Origin of the sequence: Planctopirus hydrillae (genome assembly GCF_001707835.1) — a bacterium.
In the GTDB taxonomy this organism is placed as follows: domain Bacteria; phylum Planctomycetota; class Planctomycetia; order Planctomycetales; family Planctomycetaceae; genus Planctopirus; species Planctopirus hydrillae.
Genome location: NZ_LYDR01000050.1, coordinates 21,003 through 44,629, shown reverse-complemented (window position 1 = coordinate 44,629; position 23,627 = coordinate 21,003). Strand labels below are relative to the sequence as shown.

At 54.0% G+C, this 23,627-nt stretch carries 17 protein-coding genes and 1 tRNA gene; 7 read left to right on the top strand and 11 right to left on the bottom strand.

All coding sequences use genetic code 11. The features are described from left to right. Nucleotides 1-70: 70 nt before the first annotated feature. The 5 genes from A6X21_RS06590 (at nt 71) to A6X21_RS06570 (ending at nt 5,279) form a co-directional block, all read left to right on the top strand. On the top strand, nt 71-358 hold the full coding sequence (locus A6X21_RS06590; RefSeq protein ID WP_068846823.1) for a putative quinol monooxygenase: 288 nt from the start codon (nt 71-73) through the stop codon (nt 356-358). A 62-nt stretch (nt 359-420) separates the two neighbouring features. After that, entirely contained in the window at nt 421-2,094 is a 1,674-nt protein-coding gene (gene ilvD / locus A6X21_RS06585) for a dihydroxy-acid dehydratase (protein ID WP_068846822.1), read from the top strand. A gap of 44 nt (nt 2,095-2,138) precedes the next feature. Further along, nucleotides 2,139-3,341 (top strand): AAA family ATPase, encoded by a 1,203-nt coding sequence (locus tag A6X21_RS06580; protein WP_068846821.1) that lies wholly within the window; start codon nt 2,139-2,141, stop codon nt 3,339-3,341. After that, nucleotides 3,338-4,129 carry a DUF4276 family protein gene (locus tag A6X21_RS06575; RefSeq protein WP_068846820.1) on the top strand — a complete coding sequence of 264 codons (792 nt, stop codon included), beginning with the start codon at nt 3,338-3,340 and terminating at the stop codon, nt 4,127-4,129. The genes A6X21_RS06580 and A6X21_RS06575 overlap by 4 nt, the downstream gene beginning before the upstream one ends. A 22-nt stretch (nt 4,130-4,151) precedes the next feature. Next, on the top strand, nt 4,152-5,279 hold the full coding sequence (locus tag A6X21_RS06570; protein ID WP_068846819.1) for a Gfo/Idh/MocA family protein: 1,128 nt from the start codon (nt 4,152-4,154) through the stop codon (nt 5,277-5,279). 12 nt (nt 5,280-5,291) lie between these two features. Here A6X21_RS06570 and A6X21_RS06565 read toward each other — a convergent pair whose 3' ends face one another. The 4 genes from A6X21_RS06565 to A6X21_RS06545 form a co-directional block, all read right to left on the bottom strand. Next, entirely contained in the window at nt 5,292-6,767 is a 1,476-nt protein-coding gene (locus A6X21_RS06565) for an alpha/beta hydrolase (protein ID WP_068846818.1), read from the bottom strand. Nucleotides 6,768-7,142: 375 nt separating this feature from the next. Beyond that, nucleotides 7,143-7,406 carry a hypothetical protein gene (locus tag A6X21_RS06560; RefSeq protein ID WP_068846817.1) on the bottom strand — a complete coding sequence of 88 codons (264 nt, stop codon included), beginning with the start codon at nt 7,404-7,406 and terminating at the stop codon, nt 7,143-7,145. Between the two features lie 81 nt (nt 7,407-7,487). Further along, nucleotides 7,488-9,392 carry an apolipoprotein N-acyltransferase gene (lnt, locus tag A6X21_RS06555; protein WP_068846816.1) on the bottom strand — a complete coding sequence of 635 codons (1,905 nt, stop codon included), beginning with the start codon at nt 9,390-9,392 and terminating at the stop codon, nt 7,488-7,490. A 1,036-nt stretch (nt 9,393-10,428) separates the two neighbouring features. Beyond that, the gene (locus A6X21_RS06545) at nt 10,429-11,589 is read right to left on the bottom strand and encodes a M24 family metallopeptidase (protein WP_131818219.1); all 1,161 of its coding nucleotides are present in this window, start codon (nt 11,587-11,589) and stop codon (nt 10,429-10,431) included. Nucleotides 11,590-12,224: 635 nt separating this feature from the next. Between A6X21_RS06545 and A6X21_RS06540 the strand changes: the two genes are divergently transcribed. Further along, the gene (locus A6X21_RS06540) at nt 12,225-15,740 is read left to right on the top strand and encodes a DUF1553 domain-containing protein (RefSeq protein ID WP_068846813.1); all 3,516 of its coding nucleotides are present in this window, start codon (nt 12,225-12,227) and stop codon (nt 15,738-15,740) included. Between the two features lie 250 nt (nt 15,741-15,990). Continuing rightward, the gene (locus A6X21_RS06530; protein ID WP_068846811.1) at nt 15,991-17,490 is read left to right on the top strand and encodes a DUF1501 domain-containing protein; all 1,500 of its coding nucleotides are present in this window, start codon (nt 15,991-15,993) and stop codon (nt 17,488-17,490) included. A gap of 780 nt (nt 17,491-18,270) precedes the next feature. Here A6X21_RS06530 and A6X21_RS06525 read toward each other — a convergent pair. The 7 genes from A6X21_RS06525 to A6X21_RS06495 all read right to left on the bottom strand — a co-directional run bounded on the left by A6X21_RS06525 (nt 18,271) and on the right by A6X21_RS06495 (nt 23,421). Beyond that, a complete protein-coding gene (locus tag A6X21_RS06525; RefSeq protein ID WP_131818218.1) occupies nt 18,271-18,666 on the bottom strand; it encodes a hypothetical protein in 396 nt (131 codons plus the stop codon). 163 nt (nt 18,667-18,829) lie between these two features. Next, entirely contained in the window at nt 18,830-19,267 is a 438-nt protein-coding gene (locus tag A6X21_RS06520; RefSeq protein WP_068846809.1) for an SRPBCC domain-containing protein, read from the bottom strand. 81 nt (nt 19,268-19,348) lie between these two features. Next, the gene (locus A6X21_RS06515; RefSeq protein ID WP_205847401.1) at nt 19,349-19,900 is read right to left on the bottom strand and encodes a 3'-5' exonuclease; all 552 of its coding nucleotides are present in this window, start codon (nt 19,898-19,900) and stop codon (nt 19,349-19,351) included. A 110-nt stretch (nt 19,901-20,010) separates the two neighbouring features. Continuing rightward, nucleotides 20,011-20,712, bottom strand: a complete 702-nt coding sequence (locus A6X21_RS06510; RefSeq protein ID WP_068846807.1) for a metallophosphoesterase family protein — start codon at nt 20,710-20,712, stop codon at nt 20,011-20,013. A 113-nt stretch (nt 20,713-20,825) separates the two neighbouring features. Continuing rightward, nucleotides 20,826-22,115, bottom strand: coding sequence for a TIR domain-containing protein (locus A6X21_RS06505; RefSeq protein WP_083233440.1), 1,290 nt, complete (start codon nt 22,113-22,115; stop codon nt 20,826-20,828). Between the two features lie 535 nt (nt 22,116-22,650). Continuing rightward, a complete protein-coding gene (locus A6X21_RS25485) occupies nt 22,651-23,112 on the bottom strand; it encodes a DUF6881 domain-containing protein (RefSeq protein ID WP_369009487.1) in 462 nt (153 codons plus the stop codon). A gap of 220 nt (nt 23,113-23,332) precedes the next feature. Further along, nucleotides 23,333-23,421: transfer RNA gene (locus A6X21_RS06495), tRNA-Ser, on the bottom strand. Nucleotides 23,422-23,627 lie beyond the last annotated feature (206 nt).

Genomic DNA, 23,627 nt, shown 5'->3' with positions numbered 1-23,627 from the left:
GGACTTCCAGCCAGACGGTTGCTCCTGTCGGCCAGCTCTCAGTCACCCATGATGATTCGGCGGAGTTAGCATGATTTACGTCAATGTTCTTCTGACAGTCCGCGAAGCCGCAGATGTTCCCGAGATCCGCCAGTTGCTCCAGAAGCAGGGCGAGCTTTCGCGGGCGGAGCCCGGCTGTCTGCGGTTCGAAGTCTATCAGTCAAAGAATGACTCGAAAGTCTTTATCCTCAATGAACACTGGGAATCTCAAACCGCCCTGGATGCCCATCGCCTTGCCGAAGCCTACACGACCATTTATGTACCTCGCGTGCTTCCCAAAGTTGACCGCGTACCTCACCCCAGCGACCTTGTTCAATAGTTGATGACAGCCTGTATTGCTTCAATCTCTTCACGATCTCCAGATGAATTAACGGTTATCCCATGCTCAACAAGTACTCATCACGAATCACCCAGCCACGCTCGCAAGGTGCCTCTCAAGCCATGCTCTACGCCACAGGCATGAGCCGCGAAGATATGGATAAAGCCCAGGTTGGCATTTCCAGCGTGTGGTACGATGGCAACCCGTGCAACATGCACCTCAATAAGCTCGCTGACAAGGTGAAAGAAGGCGTTGTAGCCGCCGGTCTGGTCGGCATGAGATTCAACACCATTGGCGTTTCCGATGGCATCTCGATGGGCACCAATGGGATGTCGTTCTCGCTGCAGTCGCGCGATCTGATTGCCGACAGCATCGAAACCGTGATGTCCGCCCAGTGGTACGACGCCAACATTTCCCTTCCCGGTTGCGATAAAAACATGCCTGGCTGCATCATGGCTATGGCTCGACTCAATCGCCCATCCCTCATGGTTTATGGCGGTACCATCCGCGCAGGCTGTACTCCACGACATCCCAAGCTCGATATTGTCTCCGCCTTCCAGGTTTATGGTGAATACCTCGCCGGCAAACTGAGCGACGAAGAGCGGCAGGAAATCATCGAACATGCCTGTCCCGGTGCCGGTGCCTGTGGCGGCATGTACACCGCGAACACGATGGCCAGTGCGATCGAAGCTTTGGGAATGTCATTACCCTACAGTTCATCGATCCCGGCTGAAGATCCTCTCAAAATGGGAGAATGCCTGGCCGCAGGCAAGGCGATTCGCACTTTGCTCGAAAAGGATATCAAGCCCTCAGATATCATGACGCGAGCAGCTTTCGAGAACGCCATGGTCACCATTATGGCCACTGGTGGTTCAACAAACGCTGTTCTCCACCTCATTGCGATGGCTCGCGCGATTGGCGTCTCGCTCACAATCGACGACTTCCAGTCTGTCTCGGACCGAATTCCCTTTATCGCTGATCTCAAGCCGAGCGGTAAATATGTCATGGAAGATCTGCACAACGTGGGTGGAACTCCCGCGGTTCTCAAATATCTGCTCGAAAAAGGCTTGCTGGATGGCAGTTGCCTGACGGTGACAGGCAAGACTTTGGCAGAGAATCTGGAGCCACTCCCCGGTCTGGCGGAAGGCCAGCGCGTGATTGTGCCGATTGAAACACCCATCAAAGAGACTGGCCATATCCGCATTATGCGAGGCAATTTCTGCCCTGAGGGGGCCGTCGCCAAGATCACTGGCAAGGAAGGGTTAGTCTTCAAGGGCCCCGCTCGCTGCTACGATCAGGAAGAAGCGATGCTCAAGGGGCTGGAAAACAACGAAATTCAAAAGGGTGATGTGATCATCATCCGTTACGAAGGGCCTAAGGGTGGGCCAGGTCTTCCCGAAATGCTCACCCCGACTTCCGCCATTATGGGAGCCGGTCTAGGGAGCGATGTCGCACTGCTGACTGACGGTCGTTTCAGTGGTGGCTCTCACGGCTTCATCGTCGGCCACGTGACACCCGAAGCCCAGGAAGGTGGCCCGATCGCCCTCGTGAAAAACGGCGACATCATCACCATCGACGCCGAGAAAAACAGCATCGACGTCAATTGGACAGAAGCCGACTACCAGGCCCGCAAAGCCGCCTTCGTCGCCCCACCCTACCTCGCCACCCGCGGCACACTGTACAAGTACATTAAGAATGTCAAGAATGCCAGCGAGGGCTGCGTGACGGATGAGTAGGTATTGTCCGAGATAGGTCGCAATGCCCTGAAGGAGCATTGATCATGTTCGATTCGATTTCGTTCGAAAACTTTCGATCCATCCGCAAGTTGCATGTCGACCTGAGGCCGATCAACGTGTTGTTTGGGCCAAATGGATCGGGCAAATCAACGTTCCTTCAGGGGCTGGACTTATTCTCATCCACGATTCGACTAGGGCTCAGAGACTCAGTCCGTAGAGCTGGCGGTGTTTCAGCACTACGAACTTTGGGGTTGCCTCGCGAAACGATCACTACCATCTCAATTCAGCATGAGACTCTTGAATATTCCCGCTGCTTCGATGTTTCGTCTAATGATTATGCTACTGGCGATGAACTTCTTGTACTCAATAGTCAAGACGGCAAATTAATTGTTTTTGACTCATCTCTAAAGCAAATCTGGGGACACCCTCTGTCACCAGTAAAATACTTGACATCTAATGAACGATTTACCAGCAGGAGCCTTTGGGATCTAGCTTTAGAAGCCGATTTATGGAATGAAAAAATTGCTATCGACCTTACCGATCTGATAGGATTTCAGTTTGAACTTGGAACTGCTTTAATTACAAACTGTCGTCGTTTTAATATCGATCAACTGGGGCAATCTGGTTCGAGATCTCAAGATGGCCTTGATTTAGGAGAGCATGGCGAAGGGCTATGGAATGTTCTGAGAAATCTTCGAGATGATCACGCATCTAGAATCATCTACCAAAGGATTCTGTCGTTTCTAAATCGAGCATTTCCTAGTTTTCGCGAGTTCGAACTCAAAACCACAGGACAGAATGTCACATGCCTCGTGCACGAACATAAACAGGATTTACCCTATCCAGTTAATTTGGCACCGGATGGACTCTTCCATTTGGCATATTGCTTATGTTTGCTGTACGTCTCTGGGAATCGAGCGTCATTAGTTGTGCTCGACGAACCCGATCTTTCCCTCCACCCTTGGGCGCTCACGGTCCTGGCCGATGCCATTAAAGAGGCCACGTCGAAGTGGAACCGGCAGGTGATCATTGCTACTCATTCCCCGACGCTGCTATCAGAGTTCAAAGAAGATGAGATTCTGCTGATGCAGTCCGGAGAAACCGGCGTGACGGCCACTCGCGTCAGTGAGATTCAGGAAGACCGTGACTTGTTGGATCGATACGATCTCGGATCACTCTACCAAATGAATATTATCGGGAAACAGGGAGATAAACCGCTTTTCACCGAAATGGATGCAGTGGAATGAGTGGTTGGCGCCAGATTCATCTGAAGCTATTCGTGACCGGGGAAGGTGAGGAAACCTTTCTAGCTACCTTTTTTCGCCAGTTAAGACATTTTGAATCTGGTGAGGTGATCATCACAGCGGACTATGCATTTCCGCAGATCACGGTTTCGACGAACGCCAAAAAACTTGCAAAACATGGAAAAGAGGTTCTAGAAAAGATCGACAAGGCGACCGTCAAGAAGATACGGCCCTGGCTCTTGACCTCGACAGGACACTATGCAGTTCTCGTCGATGATCTTGAAACAGAAAGACGATTCTTAGCAGAATCACAGTTTAACTTTTACCAGGAACAAATTCATCGCATACTCGACGCACAGCCGGAAATAAAGAATCGATTCTCTGTGCATTTCTTCGTCAACATGATCGAAGCCTATTACTTCAAGCATCCTGAAGTGGTGAATCAGGTTTGTAAGACATTGCTTGGTGAATATCCGGGCGATGTAGAGAATATTCGCCATCCAAAACAGGAAATCGACAAGGCGATTCGTTCAATTGATCCGAAAGAAAAATTTCGGGAAATAAAGCACGGAGCATCCATTGCCAAGAAACTCGATCTCCGGAAAGTCTTGGAAAACCCTCAACATTGCCGGGCCCTGCGGACTCTTGTCGCCTGGATCTGGGAAGCCATGGGGCGCAAGCGCAGTCAGGAGTATCAACTCGAACAGGGTCTCTACTGGGATGTGACAGTGACCCAATTGGCAGCCCAACCACCCGCCAGCCAGATTCGTCCGCTTGACGCCGAAGAGTAGATCCTCTGAAGAGAAGAATCCCATGTTCACGCTCGATCGACGCGATGTCTTGAAATGGTTGGGAAGTGTTGCTGCCACGGCTGGCACAGGGTTAGCGCAGTCCTTGCGGGCCACAGCAAAGGACGGCAATGTCTCTCCCGGATCACCATTGCCACGCATCAAAATCGGTCAGATCGGCGTCGGGCATGCGCATGCGGATAAGCTGGCCGTTTATCGCAACTCGCCCGATTACGAGGTGGTAGGGATTGTTGAGCCGGATGAAAAACTCAGGCTGGCGGCTCAGAACAAACCGGCTTTTCGAGATCTCCCCTGGATGACTCGCGAGGAACTTCTATCCCAGCCCGGCTTGCAGGCGGTGCTGATCGAGACCGAAGTTCGTCACCTGCTGGATCAAACGGAAGCCTGTATTGCCGCTGGCAAACATGTGCATCTCGATAAACCAGCCGGAGAATCTCTCGAACAATATCGCCGGATTCTGCAAAACGCCGAGCGGCAATCCCTCCTCGTGCAGATGGGCTATATGTTTCGCTATAACCTGGGCTATTTACTTCTCAAGAAGTTTATTCAGCAAGGCTGGCTGGGCGAGATCTTTGAAGTCCACGCCGTCATGAGTAAAATCCTCGATCCCCGCACTCGCGAGCAACTGGGAGCCTATCCTGGCGGGATCATGTTCGAACTCGGCTGCCATGTGATTGATCTGGTGCTGAATGTTCTTCCGCAACCTGATCGCATCACGTCGTTCTCGAGGCAGGTCGTCACTGGTCAAGATCGTCTGATCGATAACATGCTGGCGGTTTTCGAATACCCCAAAGCCACTGCCACCATTCGCTCGACAGGCGTGGAAGTGGAAGGTTTTGCCCGCAGACATGTCACTGTGTGCGGGACACGAGGAACCTTCCACATTCAACCACTCGATAATCCCTCGGTCCGGCTCTCTCTGGCTGAGCCAGTGACCGATCCCGATACTGGAAAGGTCTATCGCAAGGGCGTGCAGGAGATCGAACTTCCCAAGTATGCCCGTTATGTCGGAGATGCCGCCGATATGGCGAAGATCATCCGGGGTGAAAAGCTGAGTGATTACTCCTACGCCCACGATCTGGCCGTTCAAACGGCTGTGTTGCAGGCGAGTGGCTTACTCAAATCCCCTTAGATCAGCCCGGCCTCAACGAATCTGAAAGAGCCCGGGTTTTTCACAAATAAGTCCCCGCATTGTGGCATTCTCACCAGCCAGCACTCTGCGCAGATCACTGATCATACGCGGCGAATCGCCGTAATATGCATGCTGTAAGGTCATCATGGGCTCCTGACTCATCGCCGTGGCATCGATGCAGTCGATCCACTCGAAGCCCGTCGTCGTCAATGAGACAGGTGTGGCCGTTCCCAGTCGAGTGCCACCATTCAGTCCTTGAGAGAGCTTCAAAGCCAGATCCTGCTCAGAAGCGTAAATCGTCAGCCTGCGGGAGGCCTTCTGAATTGCCGGTGCGATCTGCGTGCGGAAGATCTCAGCATCGAGATCAGGAGCCGCCAGAACGACCTGATTAAAGAGCGGCTGGTTATCGAGTACTGGCAACTCGCGCAGCAGCTCTTTGAGCGAAAAAGTCACCACTCGGCTCCCCATACTGTGAGCGACAATATGAATCTTGTCGGCCCTCGAAAACAAAGCCAACTGCTTGAGAACATGCAGGCAATGCGGCAACGACCATTCCGCATTGGTCCAGTCAGTCGTATAAACCATGCTGTTCCCCGCCGGCCAACTGAAGCAGACGGCCGCCCCTGGGAAATTGAGATCGTAGGAAAGCTGAGCCGTCCGGCGAACCGCATTCTCGAAAGTGACGTTGTAGCCATGCACAAAAACGAGAATCTCACTCGAGCTGGCACCCGCCAGCTTCTGTCGAATCCGAGTCATCCAATTGGCTTCCGAAAGCTGTTCAAGAGGCTCCATCAGGATAATGTGCTGCTTGGGATCTTCACTCCACTGGTACCATTTGGGCGATTCCATTTCGCCGGGCTTATGCTTGTAAGGAATGCTGACCTGGCACATTCCCCATTGCAGTTCGCCTCGATGGGAACTGTATGCCTCCTTGGCACTGGTTGAACCCGTGCGTTTTCGATTGGTCGCAAAGTAGATGGTTTCGCGGGTAAATCCACTATCGGAAGATTGCCGGGCTGTTGGCGAAATCGCGGGCCGGGGCTGGATCTCGCGAGCAACACCTTGGGATGGATCAAATTCTCCAAACTCGATCGTTTTGGGTTCGATGGCGGCTTTACCATTCACGGTGACAGTCACAGTTTCCATACCCGTCTCTTCCTTTCCTGGCTCTTCGGCAGGAAAGGGTGGGGGTTCATTGCCGGCAATCGCAGGTTCTGTCTGTACGGGAAGATCTGGCAGAATCGGGCCATCAGAAATTGATGGCATCGCAGCAGCAGATCCATCATCGAGTGGGAAGTCGGCAGCACCAGCCGGGCCGCCGGAAGCCGTCAACGGTGAGACGACAAAAGCCTTCTCAGAGGAATCAGTGGCTGTCCTGGCATCCTGCGGGGCTTTTGCACAGCCAGTCATTGCCAGTACGAGGCACAGAATCATGACTCTGCCATAACTGCGGGCAGTCATGAGGCAGTTTGAAACGAAATAGGACATGTGGCATCACTCCTGATACAGGCCGATGCCGTGTTTTATGTCGTTCCGCCGAATCGGGAAAGATCGGTTACGATTCCCGTCTTTTCAGCCAGTAGTGAGGAGTTCGGCTGGTGTGACAAACAGCCACAACGAGCACTTTATCCGCAAGTATTTCAAAGATCACGGCGTATCGAAACACCTTCAGTAATGCGCGCCGGTAAGACATTGATTCAGGATGTGTTTACAGGAGAGGAAGACCGAAAGGGTCCTGTTCAATTCGCTTCAATGTCTCTTCAATGTCATCCAAAAACCTGTCGCCGAGAGCATAGGCCCGCAGATTGAAGTAGCTCCTCGCAGAATCAATTTCCTCCGCAGCTTCATCAATGATATGAATCTTCAATTGGCTCTTTCACCCTGCTGCCGAGTTCGAAATTCTGCCAGCCACTCGAATACAGGCCGCGAAATAGCATCTCCCTTCTGGTAGGCGGCAGATCGTCTGATTAATTCCTGACAGAATTCATCAGGATTTGTTCCCTCAATCTCCGCAACAGGTTGAGGAATACAGGCAATGAGATGATCGGCTAACGATTGAGCTAAATATTGTTGATCTGCGACAGAGAGCTTCAGTGCCTCCTGAAGCAGTTGTTCTCGTGCATTCATGACAGTCCTCTCCGTTGTTCCCTCCGTCAGTCTGGCCAATTCTTCAGGGACTGTCGAGACCTTGGATCAGAAAACTACCGGTTACGCCTTTTGCTGCCTCCAGGTCTGGCAGCGGCTGACGAACTCGGCTGTCAGCAGTATTCCCACCAGCAACCCACACAAGGCGGTGAACCAATCACCATATTGCACATAGAAACTGGTGCGGTCATCGAGTGGAACTGTGCGGATCTGGGCACTGTTGACCTGCTTCAGCCAGGCACCGGTTTTCGGGTCGCGCGGGCTGGTTCTTCCCAACCGATCACCATCAAGATAAACCTCTGGCTCGAGAATCGCCCCATCGCCATCGATGAATGCCGAAATCCCTGTATTCACTGCTCGAACAAGTGGTGTTCGTGTTTCAACCGCTCGAAAAGCTGCGGTGATCAGATGCTGCTCCAGTTCACTCGATCCGTGAAACCAGCCGTCGTTTGAAAGATTGACCAGGACATCGACCTGCCGACCCTGCTCCTTCTCACTGACACTGCCAACAATATCCCGCACCAGATGTGGGACGGTGTCTTCAAAACAGATCACGGGGACCATACGCCACTTGCCGTACTCAAAGACAGCCGCCGATTTGCCGTCATCGAGCCCAAACGAGTTTCTCATCTCGGGAGGCAGGAAGAACTTCAGAGCCGGTATCGTCTGAGACAGTGGCAGATATTCGCCAAAAGGAACCAGGTGAATTTTGTCGTAGCGCCCCATCACTCCCAGGTCGGGCCTTACAAAAGCTGCTGAGTTGTGTCGGAGAATCTTCTCTTCGCTCGGCACAATCGACTCCAGGCCCAGAATCAGGGCAGCGCCCGCTTTCTGGGCTTCCCCCGCCAACGTCTTGCGAATGGTCTGATCGCGCCAGGCCGCGATGGGCGGGCCATTTCTCAACGACTTCAGTTTCTCATCGGTCCAATCGGCAGGGACATCAAACAATGGCCAGCGGAACATGGTTTCGGGCCAGACGATCACATCCGGCCGATGAGCCACCGACATCCCCGTCATTCGCATATGTGTAACGAAAATCGGTGCAGAATCGTCGGCTCGTGCGACCAGTGATGCCGGGTAATTCCCCTGAATCAAAGCCATTTTCGGGCCAGGAGTAAAATTCGCCTGTGAGCGCCGCAAATAGCCGTAACCGAGCGAGGCTGAAATCAGTACGGAAGCCGCCAGAATCTGCACGACAGCCGACTTACCCATCGCCCATTCGATCGAAGTCGCAGCCTGTGCAGCCGACTTTCGCCGACTGAGCCATGTTCCCCACAAGCGAGCTACAGCCATCATGATGGCACAGGCACCAGTGACCACCACAAAACTGACCAGATAGGCCCCGCCCAGATCGCTGATCTGAATCATTTCCAGCCAGCGATATTGCGAGTGACCCATCAGGTACCACGCAAAACCTGTGAACAAATGAGCCTTCACAAACTCCAGTGCGACCCAGATCACGGGGGCCGCCACCACCAGCGGGACTTTCCACCGGTGCACAGCCAGCCGGGAAAGCAGCAGAAATACAGGCAGATAACAGGCGATGTATGCCGCCAGAGCGACCCAGGCCACATACATGGTGGGATCTCCCAGCCGCATCCATTGCAATGACGCTAACTGGCTGACCAGCGACGTCACATACGCCGCCAGGATGGTGCGTTTCGACCACCGTGGTCTCTGCACCAGCCACAGGACAGGTACCAGGGCCAGCCAGCCCAGATATCCCTGATCTAGCGGTGCAAATGTGGCCCACATCAAGACCGCCGACATCGACAGCAAGCCCCAGCCGGCCGAGACAGGATTTTCAATCTCGTCATCAGGCCGCTCAATACGGCTTCTTGCCTGCGCGATCAGCCGCCGCACCTCAGCCTCATGACCCGAGTCGCTCGCTGGACCTGATCCTCGATTCAAGGCATTCACTTCAGTCTTGGTATCCGGTTCCATCAAGGTGGCAGGTGAGGGAGTCATCGCGTTCCTTGCGATCAAAAATCATCCAGAAAACAAACCATCCCCCACAGTTTAACAAACTCCAAAAAACTCCCCTATGCCAATTCCCCCCCCTGCGGGGTTTGTGGCAGCGTATGCGGGCCCGTCGTTGATTCGCGAATGGGTCTGACGCTGCCAGAAAGCTCAGAACTCACGATACCTTTCGCGGGGTTTGTGGTAGCGAATGCAGGTCCGTCGTTGATCCACGATTGGGTCTGACGCTGCCAGAAAGCTCAGTTCTCACGATACCTTTCGCGGGGTTTGTGGCAGCGAATGCAGGTCCGTCGTTGATCCACGATTGGGTCTGACGCCGCCAGATCGCACAGTTCTCAAGTATTTCGGTCAGTGGTTGGGGTTGAGTCTTCAAACCCCCAGCGAGTGTGCCATGCTTGCGGCTGTCTATGACACACAACTGCTGCTACCCAAGGGTGGCCCGGCCAAATCGTGCCCAACTCGTCATGCGCATGCCCGTCTGGAACCCTCGCCCGCGTCTGCGTGGGAGAGGGCAGGGTGAGGGTTTTTCCGTATTTCATAGTGCCGAGGCGTGGACTTTACACTTTTCAACCTCATGTTTTCGTTCTGTCGGGTGGCAGGGGTCGAATGTCCTCATTCGCCCCCTGATCAATCAGCTTCACCAGCGCAAATGCATCCGGAATGAGTCTTCTTGACTTTCGTGCACGTTCAACAGAGTTCATCAAAGTCCAACGACCTGGAGGCAAACAAAGACGTTTGACCCGAGGCACAAAGTCTCCTGCCACATCCGCAGCGCGGAGCAAGCATGCTCGTTTCGATGCTTCAGACCTATTCGATTTCCGGGATCGGTGACAAAATCCACGGTTGGGTCTGACGGCGCCAGATCGCTCAGAAACTGGATCCCGACGGTTTGAAGGCAGGATCACCACGAAGATCACGAAGAGCACGAAGGTTGGAGAAGTCGGGGAGGTAAGTCGTTATCAGCGAACTATATGCGCAAACCTCTCAAGAGCCAGTCGACATGCCTTTTGCCATAAGTTTTGCGTTATTCGCTGCGGCTGAGAATCGCCGTGACCGGGACGTGGCTTCCTTTGATTTCGACATCCCAGGTGGGCCAGTCGCCACTGTGAGTCAGGACTCGCGCTCCTTCTTCCGTCGCCAGAACAGTTTCTCCCGCCATCGCCATCGCAATCGATGGCCGCCAGAAAATAGCCCCGCGCGCCGGGACGGCCACTTTGGATTGAGGCGTAATCAGTGCCGAAATGCGGCCGTAGTCGAGCAGCTCTCCTTGAGGAGCCATTTCCCATTCATCGGCACAGCCAAACTTTTCGTAAATGCGAGCGACTTTACCCCAGATCTGGCTCAAAGGCGTGCTGCCCAGTGAGAAAAACATGGCTGTCCCGAGAACCAATGCCAGCTTTTCCCAGGCTTCGGCAAAACTCCCTTCCAGCGGCCCATCAAGAACCGTCCGGCTGACTCCGCAATGCATCCCTTTGTAACGACCAATGGCCACGATCGTGACTGTGCTGGTCGTTTCATCTTCAGACCATGCCCAGTCGCGGAAACGCCTGGCCCGACCATCAGCGAGGATCTGCACACGAACGGGAGTCACTTCGTGCTTGAGCAGGCGATGCGAAACTTCGCCAGCCAGCTCGCACTCCCGTTTCCCCGGATACCAGCCGCGGCAAGTCGCTTCCACGGCATGAGTTATGATTTTTGAACCCATTTTGAGCTGTTCCACATCGTGGTCATCGAGTGGCCAGCGAAAATTACGAAACGCCTCGGTCCGGGCTTCGCCCAATGGACCAAAACGATCCAGCACCACCTTTCGGCTACGGCATAAATCCGCCAATAAGACTTCAAGCGGTTCGTACCACGGACGCTCTTTGATCTGGAATCCCATGCCACCAATACAGGTTTCGAAAACTCGAGAAGAGGCCACGTTATGGCAGACAATCACACGCGATTCGGGTGTGACGAACATCGCCGTCGAAGGGCCCGACATCTCGGCGCCAGAAAAATCAGCACCCGCCGAGAGCCACGACTGATTGGCGGGATCCGTCAGTAACGCAGCGTCGAACTGATGAGATTTGAGCCAGTCGGCAATCTTGCGATGACGCCTGTCGACCAGTGCTGCCATCGCAGGGTCAACTGTCACAAACTCAGCAGAAGACAAAGGATCCGAACGATCGACAATTGTCGCCATGAGGGGAGCCTCAATCAGCACTGGCAGAAGGGTATTACGCTTGAAGCACTTAACGGAGATGCAACTGGCCCGGACAAAGCATACTGATAGTCTAACATGACGATTAGGGATTTCTCCGTAGAAATTCGTTCGTGACTCGAGTTTTACAATCGAGGGTTCGCACGAGGGAAGCATGCCCCGATTCTCACGAGATTGAACAGACTCATCATGAACAGATGTCTGGCCGCTTCGCTGGAGATAGAGACCAGCGGCAGGTTCATCGAGAGGGAAAATTTTCGGGAAGGGTCTGTCGCACGCCGTCCGGTCCATTGGGACTTCTCGGCAATTGATCAGGCGGCTTGATCTTTTTCCTGTTTTCAATCCCTGGAACTTTGTGATACGCTTAATTGACCTGATCGTCCTCTCCGGCAGCTTCTGGCGAGATTTCTGCCAAATTGAGAGGTGGTGGTAATGCGAGCCGGGGAACTGGCTGCTTTCTGCCGAGCGATCAGCGAATCTCCCACCGCCGCAAGATGATCTGACGATTCTCTTGCGAAGAACGTAATGATCGGTACAGGCCCCTCGTGAGCTTGCTTCCGAACCACGGTGTTCCTCTTGAACTCGCACCCACGACGAATCATTTTTCGAGAAACTCTATGGCTCGTTACAACACCAGTCACTGGTTGGGATCATGCATCGGCTGTGGATTCGCGTTTTTAATGTTCGTGCAATCCGCCCAGGCCGAATCTGTCAGCTTTGTGCGCGATATCAAGCCGATTCTTTCCAATGCCTGCTTCCATTGCCATGGCCCGGATGAAGCCGACCGCAAGGGAGGCACCGATGGTCTGAGGTTAGATACGTTCGAAGGAGCCACGGCTGATCTGGGTGGTGGTGCTCAGGCCATCAAGGCGGGCCATCCGGAAGCCAGTGGGATGATCGAGCGTATCCTTTCGACAGACGCCGACCTGGTCATGCCGCCACCTTCCGTGGGGCGAAAACTCAGTCCCCGCGAAGTGGATCTGCTCAAAAAATGGATTTCTGAAGGAGCGAAATACGAACCACACTGGAGCTATGTCAAACCCGTGCGACCAGTCGTCGTGGCCACACAGCATCAACCGGATCAATCGCCGGCAGTGATGGCGGGAGCAATTGATGAACTGGTGCAGCGAAAGCTCAAAGAGTTGAATCTCAAACCCGCTCTGGAAGCTGATCGAGAAGCCTTGATTCGACGGGTGAGCCTCGATTTAACGGGCCTGCCGCCGACGCGTGAAGAGCTGCAGGCGTTTCTTGAAGATACCTCTTCCAGCGCCTACGAAAAGGTCGTCGATCGATTGCTGGCCAGTTCCGCTTACGGAGAACACTGGGCTCATCGCTGGCTCGATCTGGCTCGCTACGCCGATTCCGCCGGCTATGCCGATGATCCACCACGAACCATCTGGGCCTATCGCGATTATGTCATTGATTCACTCAATCACAATAAACCCTTTGATCAGTTCACCATTGAGCAACTGGCGGGAGATCTGTTGCCCAACCCCACACGGGAGCAGCGCATCGCAACGGCATTTCATCGCAATACGCTGACCAACAACGAAGGGGGCACTAACGATGAAGAGTTCCGCACCGTGGCAGTCGTTGACCGTGTGAATACCACTTTCGCCGTCTGGATGGGGACGACGATGGCATGTGCTCAATGCCACACTCACAAATACGATCCGCTCTCGCAGAAAGAATACTTCGAGTTCTACGCCCTGCTCAACAATACGGCTGATGCCGATCGCCGGGATGAATCGCCGCTGGAAAGCTGGTACACGCCCGAGCAGGAATCGGAGCGCCAGCGATTGAGAGATCTGATTGCCCGGCACGAACGGGCACTCTCGACTTTGCCTGAGAATCTTGTGGCCGAGTTTCAGGCCTGGGAGACCGCATTTCCGCGAACACTCCAGTGGAATGCGCTGATTCCCGAGAAGCTTACACGCGAAAGTGGCTTGGAACTGGTGGTACAGGCTGATGGGCGAATCGCAGCCCGCGAAGCGGCCCCGCAGGATGTTTATACCTTGTCGATTCCAGCCCGGGCGGCCCAGTCGATCGGCGGCCTGCGATTGGAAACCATTCCCGATCCCGCCTTACCCGGTGGTGGCGCCGGACATGGTGGCGGAAACTTTGTGATCTCCCGTATTGAAGCTCAGTTTGAACCAGCCGACAGCACGCAGTCTCCACAGGCCCGTTTTGTGCGTATTCGTTTGCCGGGCGCAGGAAAGATGATTCACCTGGCCGAAGTCGAAGTTAAGGGCCGCAACGCTTCTGTTCCCGATACCAGTAATCTGGCTCTCCACAAACCCGCCCGGCAAAGTTCCACCGATTTTGGAGGTGCTGCCGAAAGGGCCGTGGATGGAAACACCGCCGGAGACTTCTATCAGAATTCCGTCACTCACACGGCTGTTTCACAAGATCCCTGGTGGGAAGTTGACCTGCAGCAAGTCTCCGAGATCGATGAAATCGTTCTCTGGAACCGAACCGACGGCTCTCTCGAACAACGACTCGCCGGGTACATCGTCGAGTTACTGGGTGAGAATCGAGAAGTGGTGTTTTCTCAAGCTCCCGCGACAGTCCCCTCGCCACAGATTTCGATCTCTCCACGGGGAAAAACCACTTTACCGATTTCCGTTGCGGTTGCCGATTACTCACAAAAGGGTTTTTCTGCGGATAGCCTGCTCTCCACGGGGAAAATTGATCCAAAACAAGGCTGGGCAGTCGGCGGGCAACACAAAAAACGTCATCAGTTAACACTCTTGCCTCCAGAACCCTGGCAGGCACCGGGGGATGGCTGGTGGGTCATCACGATCCGTCAGCAATCGAGTCAGGACAAACATCTCCTGGGTTCATTCCAGATCATGGCCACCTCCGATCCTCAGGTCACCGCCTGGATGAAGTATCCCGCTGCGGCCCGCGAAATTCTCTCGAAAACTGCCGATCAACGCACCGATGACGATCGTCAACTGCTCGTCAAAACGTTCCTCGAAGCTCACCCCGCGTTAGAAGCAGTCCGCAAACAAAAAGCCGACGACGAAAAATCTCTGGCCAACATCCGCCAGATCACAGTCCCGGTTTACAGCGAACTTCCCGAAGGCCAAAGGCGAGAAACCCGAGTCCAGCTTCGTGGCAACTACCTCGATCTGGGTGAACCCGTTTCGCCAGGCATACCGGCCGTCTTTATGTCGCAAAGTCATCAGCAGATCAATAATCGGCTGGAAATGGCCCGCTGGCTCGTGAGTGCCGACAATCCTCTCACGGCCCGTGTCATTGCCAATCGATACTGGGAAGATCTGTTTGGCGTGGGTCTGGTCTCAACCAGTGAAGAGTTCGGCTCACAAGGAGAGCTTCCCAGCCACCCCGAACTCCTCGACTGGCTGGCGACAGAACTGCATCGTGTGAAGTGGGATTTGAAGGCCTTGATCAAGACCATCGTAATGAGCCAGACGTATCGGCAATCATCCCGCACAACTCAGGAAGCCTATCTGGCAGATCCCGAAAATCGCTGGCTCGCCCGCGGGCCCCGATTACGGCTCAGTGCCGAAATGGTGCGGGATCAGGCGTTGTTCGTCAGTGGCTTACTCTCGCGCAAGATGGGCGGGCCACCTGTTCGTCCTCCACAGCCTAAACTGGGTCTGAATGCCGCTTTCGGTGGCAATACCGATTGGGAGACCAGTCAGGGTGAAGACCAGTACCGCCGCGCGATATACACGCAATGGCGGCGGTCAAATCCTTATCCGTCGATGATTACCTTCGATGCCCCCACGCGAGAAGTTTGCAATCTCCGGCGGGTGCGAACCAATACACCGCTGCAGGCACTGGTGACACTCAACGATCCGGTGATCATCGAAGCGTCACAGCATCTGTCGCAACGCATGCTCAAAGAAGCTCCAGCCGATATCGAGGGACAGATTGCGTGGATCTGGTCGACAGTTCTCTGTCGACAGCCCACACCGGAGGAGTCGAACAAAGTCAAACAGCTCTACGAATCGACACTGCAGACATTCCAGCAGGATCTCAAGCAGGCCCGCCAACTGGCCGGAGATTCACAGATCGAAGAAAGCCAGGTCGCACAACGAGCGGCCTGGACGACAATTGCCAATGTGATTCTCAATCTGGATGAAGCGTTAATGAAACGGTGATGATTGAGGAGAGAAGGGCAGAAGGCAGGAAGAAACAAAGCCAGAAAAGCGGCTCAAGAAGGTTCAAAAACAACCCTCGCCCGGTACCCCGCTTGAGTGTCAGCGGGGAGGGGGTGGCCGCAAGGCCGGGTGAGGCTCTTGCCGACGGATCATGCGAGTCAAACCATATCCCCCGGGCAGGCAAAGAGGCTGCGAAGTAACTCTCCCACTCACCACCATCAACCAACAAAATCCCCAGAAGGTTCCCACCATGTTCCTCCACTCTCTTTCCCAGTCCCATCTGGCACAGCAAACCCGGCGGTACTTTCTCGGGCAGACCGGTCTTTCATTAGGCAGCATGGCCCTCGCGACTCAAATGGGAGGTCTTCCACAGGCAGCTCACGCAGCAGATGCCACTCCGGCCGCTGGCGGAGTTCCTGCCGGGATGGTCGTGAATCCGATGTCACCCAGGCAGCCGCATCATCAGGCGAGCGCCCAGCGGGTTATCTACATTCACCTGACCGGTTCACCTCCCCATCTTGATCTCTATGACTACAAGCCCGAGCTGGTCAAACGGACGGGGCAGGAATGTCCCGATGAATATCTGAAAGGCAAGACATTCGCCTTCACCTCGGGTACTCCCAAACTCCTCGGGACACCACGCCAGTTTGCCCAGTATGGCGAGGGAGGCGTCTGGCTGTCCGATGCGTTGCCTCACCTGCAGACAGTGGCCGATGAGCTCTGCATGCTCAAAGCCGTAACGACCGATCAGTTCAATCATGCCCCAGCCGAACTCTTGTTGCTGACCGGATCGCCGCGTGCGGGCCGGCCCTCGCTCGGCTCGTGGGTCACCTACGGGTTAGGATCGGAAAGTGAGAATCTGCCTGGGTTCGTGGTCCTCATTTCCAGTGGCGTCCAGCCCAATGGTGGTAAGAGCAGTTTTGGCAGCGGGTTTCTGCCATCGGTCTTTCAGGGAGTGCAGTGTCGGTCCAAAGGCGATCCTGTCCTCTATGTTTCCGATCCGGCTGGGATGGATCGCCAGCTCCGCCGGCAGACACTCGATACACTGCGCGATCTGAATCAGTTGCAGGCCCTCGAAGGAGGTCATCCCGAGACATTAACACGTATTGCGCAGTATGAACTGGCCTTCCGCATGCAGGCCTCAGTCCCCGAGGTCATGGATATCTCTAAAGAACCCGCCGATGTCATTGAAGCCTACGGGGCCAAACCCGGCGAATCCTCGCTGGCCAACAATTGTCTCCTGGCCCGCCGCCTCGTTGAGCAGGGTGTCCGTTTTGTGCAGCTCTTTGACTGGGGTTGGGATTTCCACGGCACAGGCCCCGGCGAAGATATTCGCGATGGACTGACGAAAAAGTGCAGCACGATGGACAAGCCGATCGCCGCTTTGCTGAAGGATCTTCGTCAGCGGGGCATGCTGGATGACACACTGGTCATTTGCGGCGGCGAATTTGGTCGAACACCTTTCCGCGAAGGACGAACTTCGGGTGGTGGCATCCTGGGCCGCGATCATTATCCCGATTGCTTCACCATGTGGATGGCAGGTGGCGGCGTGAAGCGCAGCTTCTCGTATGGAGCCTCCGACGATCTGGGCTTCCGCGTGGCGGAAAACAAAATGCACATTCACGACGTGCAGGCAACCATCATGCACCTGCTGGGCTTTGACCATACGAAACTGGTCCATCGCTTCCAGGGTCGTGATTACCGCCTGACCGATGTTCATGGCGAAGTCATTCACCCCATCCTCGCCTGACTGCCGTCGCCTGCCAGCTATACTCTGACTGCCATGGCCCGCGAACATCTTCAATTGAGCGAGAGCAAATCGACCTTCAACCCCTTCTCCCGGGAGAAGGCCAGGATGACGGTAAGCCCCAACCTTTATGCTTTCCCTGAAATCAGATCGCTCAGTGTGCCCTGCTTGCAGGTCTGGGCGGTCTATTACACACTTCTTGGTCTTTGAGTCCACCCCAGGGTGGCCCGGCCATCTCGTGGCCGGGTCGTTGTGTTCGACACAACGACAAGAAGCCGCGCCATCCGCATACCCCTCTGGAACCCTCGCCCGCGTCTGCGTGGGAGAGGGCAGGGTGAGGGTCTTCTCTCGGACTTATTGTGTTGTGTGCCATGCTTGCAGCTCTGGGCAAGCATGCCTTCTCGCCGGGGTGGCAGGGGTCGGATATCTTCATCCGCCCTCTGGTCAATCGAATTCACTAGCGCAAATGCACCCAAAACAAGCCTTTCTGACTTTCTACAGGTTCACCCTAAACAATTAAAGTCCCGTGACCTGGGGGCAAACGAGGACGTTTGACCCCAACCACCCCTCACTAAGCCACGCATTCTCCAGCCACACTTGAATGCAGAGATGTGTGTAAAAGACAGCAGCTCTGGGCAAGCATGTTCTCATAACTAATAACGCGCAGTCACTTTCTGGGAAACGCATGAGTTGGCGAGCAATCCCCGCTCGTCAAATAAAACCTGCCGGTTCCTCAATTGCCGTTGAACGGAAGTCATAACTCTTTTGTGTTAAGCGGTAGGGTCACGACGATGCATACCATGCGCTAGTGATTTTCTGGGCAAGATCTGTAAGTCGTCTCTTTGATTCTTCTGGGGATTGATCGATGTTGACGAGGACACATGGTTCAGGCAAAAGTTCGTCATAAAATCCACGGGTGTATCGTGGATTCAGCGAATCAACTTGATGTTGCAGGCTTGCTGCTAGAAATGATTCAGGATCCAGTGCGATCCAAATGGTAATCTGATTTTTTGGAAGTTGAACCAGTGGTTGTGTACTGCCAGATTGCTCAGTTTCTAGTGAAGCCAAGTAGAACGGCCCTAATCCGGGTGTACTGAGACGAAAAAACTTCTTGGCGCGATCGACTCTTTCAGCCGTAGCGCCGATAAGTGCGACAAAGATTGGTTGAGGCATACTCATGCTAATTGTATTCGAACGCCACTGTTCACCCGCGCCGCGGCGAACGACATTGATTTCAGGATTCGCGCGACCCGCGGCTCCATGTGTAACAGTTCGCTAGGTTGAGTTGAGAGCATCGAAAGTGCCGCTGCCAGGGATTGCACTTTGCTCATCCATTTCCAAATCATTGGATTCCCTGGCCAAGTACCAGAGTCAGTCTGTTTAGGTTTTCTTCGTTTGCGGTTCCCACTCTGGCTTTGACGGCTTGAGCCGTCGCTGCGTCATCAAAGGTTTGATCCCATGTCAGGTTCGTGCCTCCATCGACTTTTGACAAACGTACGGTGAGTGTGAAGTAGGGCGGGCAGTCATGCCGAATGACAACAAGTTTGCCCGGCTCAAGTGCCTCGAAGTAGCTTGTATTGGCGTAGTTGGTACCATCCGGCCCATGCATGGTAAAGATCCACTTGCCACCTACAGTGAAGTCAAAGGCGTCGAACGTGTTTGTAAATCCATCGGGCCCCCACCACGATGCCAGCACTGGCGCCGATGCAAATGCCGAGAAGATCGCCTCCGGTGAATAGGGCAGCACCCGTGCGGTGGAAAGTGTTCGTGAGTCTTGCATGGCTTTAATATCAATTTAGGCAGTGATGGGTGGCGGGCAATTGAAAAGGTTCGACGCCCACGGCTCAGGTGCACGCGATCATTATCCGCCGGCTTCAGGAGAATATATGTATGGAATCAGACTCGCAATGTTACGGGCATCATCGATGCCACGATGATGTGAACCAATGAACTTTAGACCAACTGCGTGTAAAGCCTCTTGTACGCCCATTTTCTTTCGCAGGCCCCTGATCGATGCGAACTCCGCCTTAAGGTTGATGTGCCTTTCGCCCAAAGGAAAGGGAAGTCCATGAAATTCGCAATCGGATCGTATCTGCTTACGATCATAGTCGCCCCATGAGCAGAACGTGAACCCAGGGAACGACTGGGCCCAGTTCATCAGGTTGTGAAGTGCATTCTTAAATCCCGGCGCCTCGTCAACCTGCGATTGTGATATACCTGTCAGTTGAATGCAGAATTTAGTCAGAACCGGATTTCGAACTGGGGCGACAAACGTCTGGAACTCATCAACCGACAAAAGCGTGCGTTTGCAGACCATGACGGCGCCGATCTCGATCGTTTCCATCTCGTTCCGTGGGAACGTATTGTCATCACAGCATGTCGCTTCCAGATCAATGGCAAGATAGTATTCCATATTCATCTACGCCGGAGGATTTCAGTTAGATAACGCCACCGTTCACCGGGCCGCAGCGAACGACATTGATCTCAGGAAACGCGCGACCCGCGGTTCCGTGCATTGCTTTGTTATTCTGCATCTTCGCAGCGAAGTTCATCCAGCCAGAGACGACGTGTCTCACCGCGTTGATTTGATTGCCAGATCATACCTGATTCTACATGCAAACAAGATAGCCACCCGCCGCCATAGGCCCGTGTGTCAATACAAACAGAATTTGGATTCGCTATTGGTAATCCTGACTTCTGAGACGTGTGACCGCAGACCATGATTTTGCCCGATTCGTGTTTCGGTGGATTGTCGTACGGTTCCCAGTACAACATAAAATCAGGTTGATCGGCTAGCGATATCTCCGGGTACGCGTTGGCATGAACAAAAAAGTGCGTTTCTGTTTCAAAGTAGGAGAGCAGGTTATTTTCGAGAAAGTCCCAATGCGAATCCGGTATGTCAACGAGTGAGCCGGTATCGCCGTCAAAAGGCGCGTACGATTGAAGAGTTTTGTCACCGCCGACATCCATCCATTTGCGGTAGCTGGAATCGTCTTCACGAGCGTTCAACATCATGATGTCATGGTTGCCGCGCAGTGGCCGAAGATCGTAAGCAGACTGGAGATAGATGAGCCAGTCCAGAACGGCATTTGTGTCGGGCCCGCGATTTGGATAGTCCCCAAGAGTAATGATCGTGTCTTCAGGTCCAAGCTCGACGACATCGCAGAGTTTTCGCAACGCATCATAGCAGCCATGAATGTCGCCGATTGCGAGATGACGTTTCAATCCGGATACCTCGACTTCAGCTATAAACCGACCAAAATCACACGGTTACGGCCACGAACCGTTGAAATTAAAAATTCCCCGATTCACCGCTCGGGTTCACTGCCTTATTCGGCCTAACTGTTCGCCTCCGAATATCGAGATGGTGCTGGGTTGTTCTTGATATCATTGATTGCCTCAAGCAATCGAATCGTGGTGTCCCCATCAAGCGCATCGGACTTATACCGAACCTCGTACAAGCCCTGTAGATTCGACGGAAGACGCACACCATCCTTAACCAAAAGGATGAAACGTCGGCCGTACAAAGCCATCGCCGCACCGATTTCAATTAAGACATTTTGGTTTACAAGGACATGCTCTTTGGCCTCTTGGTCGATGAACTTGAGCTCTTCATCTACATGAATGATTGCTGCGCCGCAACTGCGCATGTCGTCCATCACTTTGTCCGGCACTGGTTTAGAGACCGATTGTTTGTCGACGGAAACGACGGGAATTAGCTCGCCAAAACCTAGCAACTTCTTGATTGGTTCAATGAATTCACGATTCTTGCCATGAGTGATAAAAACACGACGGTTGACCGCAGAAGATGATGCGGCACTTGAAGGCGTTGGCGTGTCTTTCTTTGTGGAAAGCTCGTCGATCTCGATCTCGTGACCTTCGGGTTCATTGTTGCTTGCCTTTGCGACGACGGCCGCCGCCACGCCGGTTAGATCAATGAACTGCTTTCCCTTTATTTCACGAATAAAGCCGCCGGTCTGCGCGCTATCGAGTATCAGCGTATATACTGATTCCGAACGTTCCTTTGGGACACCCATGGTGATAAGGACGTTCAAGGCGATGTCGCGGCGAGGCAATGGAGAATTCTGGTACTTACGTAAGAAGTCACCTACGATCCGCGGTTTCAAAATCGCTTCGCGTTTTGCAACTTCGTCGTCGCCTTCCTCAAGCGGTTGCACGATTCGTCGCCCGAGATCTTCGAGTGTGATCTGAGTAGAGTTGTAACCACCTGTAGTTAGGCCATATGCGATAGCAGCACCGCATAGATTGCGAAACGTACCTGACGTTGGAGTCAAATTCATCGCTACGGCAACTTGGAGAGGTGTGGCGGGACCTCCAGCGTATTCGAAATGCATTTGCGACGCGAATTGCTTCGTCAATGCCGTAAGCAGGGACATCGGCCTGCGAAATGTATGATCGCTTGTTTGCCGCATCGTTTGCCGATGCGCTAGGTGCGGCTTTCTTCTTTGCCATGGGGAGTGTGATCTTCTTTCTTGAGGCATAACACGTACTCTACCGCCGGAGTGCGGTAGAAAAGTTACCGCACTTCGGCGGCGTGGTATGGACTTATCAATCTCAATGCGTGGTGTTTCAAGCGAGTTGAGACGGATCACCCACAGTCGTTTCATGCTACACCGCACCCGGCACCTGGGCTATACCGCATTTTCGACATCGAGATGAGAACGACGGCACGATCCTCTGAGCATCGTTTGCCAAGGTCAGGCAGGGTGAACTCGATATCGAGGATCAACGCTCACCCGAACAACGAAAAAGCGCTTCGATGGAAATATCGACTAGCTCTCGCATGGTGGCCGGCCGAGAGGACAAGACGATTGAACGGGGATCCGCAAAGATGTGTCTTCTACCCGGATACGTGTGAGCCAGCACACAGACAGAGTTGGCGAAGTCGATCGCCTGCTGATCAACAATCAATCACTCGAAGGCGAAAGCCAAGAGAGAGTGGAAAGTTGAGAGTAGAGAGGAGATTTGAGAGAGACGTTCGTTTTACTCACGACTCTCTCAAATCTCCACTCTTGCCGCACTGCGGCAAGCGGAGAGGACAGGACGCCGTTTGAACTTTTTGTCGCTGGAGTGCGGGGCTGGGAAGCTAATTGGCGGCGATTGCTCGAAACTGCGTTGGATGGGGATTAACCGTACGAACACTCAAACTCGCCTGCTGTGACGGCGAGGAGAACGGGAACCCCGAGATTCCATGACACGACCGCTGTCAGGCGCAACTTCTTGTTCCGGGTGTTGTGCCTTTCGAAGCCAGTGAGGCACGAGTCCCCATTCGGCTACCAGCGAGTGCTCCACCTGCTGTACCCACATCGGCGAGTCAATGGCCTCGCGCCAAGCTCTCTCGAACTCCTTGGCATCGATAACTTCTGCTGTGAGCCGCCCGTCGATGGCTTTGTGCTTTTGGCTAAACAGACACCCAAAGAGCTGCCCGAACCTGTCGCACCAGTGCGAGCGTTCGTATCTCAGCACACGGCCGCTATTGTAGACCTCGACCTGGCGAACGGCGTATCGGTCATCGCCGATCTCGACGTAACGGATGCACTCGCCCCAACTTGCGGCCAAAGAGTCACGGCGCAAGCAACATCCTCGCTGTTTGAAGTAGCGCATCAGGCGACCGCCCTTCATCGCGGAACTAAGTTTCCCTGAATCGAGCGTACTGAGAATACCCGATTGCGTCTGCAAATCAATTTTGACAGGACCATAGGGAAACGTGGAATTCGACCGCGCGAATTCCCATCAGACGTGTGATCAGGGGTGCCGGCCAAAACAATGCGCCTGCAACATGAACGGCGCCTGCAACATGAACGCAACGTCACTGCAATATGAGCGGAGAGGGCGGGATTCGAACCCGCGGTAGGATTTGACTCCCACGCCGCTTTAGCAAAGCGGTGCTATCGACCACTCAGCCACCTCTCCAGCATCGGCGGGAAGTGGTCGCCCCACCGATCAGCATAGTCTAACGAAAACCGATTCCGTGGCAAGAGAGTGGACCTGAGGCCGGTTTCCTCTCGAAAGCTGTGGTCGGCAGAAATCCGTGCTGGCGGTAGAATCCACAAACCTGGCAGGCCTGAAATCCCCCCCATACGATCAAGGAAGCTGAAAATCATTCGTGCCGGGGACTG

Coding starts and splice junctions, on each gene's coding strand:
- A6X21_RS06530 (WP_068846811.1), top strand. CDS start 15,991: ATGTTCCTCCACTCTCTTTCCCAGTCCCATCTGGCACAGCAAACCCGG.
- A6X21_RS06580 (WP_068846821.1), top strand. CDS start 2,139: ATGTTCGATTCGATTTCGTTCGAAAACTTTCGATCCATCCGCAAGTTG.
- A6X21_RS06590 (WP_068846823.1), top strand. CDS start 71: ATGATTTACGTCAATGTTCTTCTGACAGTCCGCGAAGCCGCAGATGTT.
- A6X21_RS06525 (WP_131818218.1), bottom strand. CDS start 18,666: ATGAGTATGCCTCAACCAATCTTTGTCGCACTTATCGGCGCTACGGCT.
- ilvD (WP_068846822.1), top strand. CDS start 421: ATGCTCAACAAGTACTCATCACGAATCACCCAGCCACGCTCGCAAGGT.
- A6X21_RS06515 (WP_205847401.1), bottom strand. CDS start 19,900: ATGGAATACTATCTTGCCATTGATCTGGAAGCGACATGCTGTGATGAC.
- A6X21_RS06540 (WP_068846813.1), top strand. CDS start 12,225: ATGGCTCGTTACAACACCAGTCACTGGTTGGGATCATGCATCGGCTGT.
- A6X21_RS06575 (WP_068846820.1), top strand. CDS start 3,338: ATGAGTGGTTGGCGCCAGATTCATCTGAAGCTATTCGTGACCGGGGAA.
- A6X21_RS06505 (WP_083233440.1), bottom strand. CDS start 22,115: ATGAAACGACTGTGGGTGATCCGTCTCAACTCGCTTGAAACACCACGC.
- A6X21_RS25485 (WP_369009487.1), bottom strand. CDS start 23,112: ATGCGCTACTTCAAACAGCGAGGATGTTGCTTGCGCCGTGACTCTTTG.
- A6X21_RS06560 (WP_068846817.1), bottom strand. CDS start 7,406: ATGAATGCACGAGAACAACTGCTTCAGGAGGCACTGAAGCTCTCTGTC.
- A6X21_RS06545 (WP_131818219.1), bottom strand. CDS start 11,589: ATGGCGACAATTGTCGATCGTTCGGATCCTTTGTCTTCTGCTGAGTTT.
- A6X21_RS06565 (WP_068846818.1), bottom strand. CDS start 6,767: ATGTCCTATTTCGTTTCAAACTGCCTCATGACTGCCCGCAGTTATGGC.
- A6X21_RS06520 (WP_068846809.1), bottom strand. CDS start 19,267: ATGCAAGACTCACGAACACTTTCCACCGCACGGGTGCTGCCCTATTCA.
- lnt (WP_068846816.1), bottom strand. CDS start 9,392: ATGACTCCCTCACCTGCCACCTTGATGGAACCGGATACCAAGACTGAA.
- A6X21_RS06570 (WP_068846819.1), top strand. CDS start 4,152: ATGTTCACGCTCGATCGACGCGATGTCTTGAAATGGTTGGGAAGTGTT.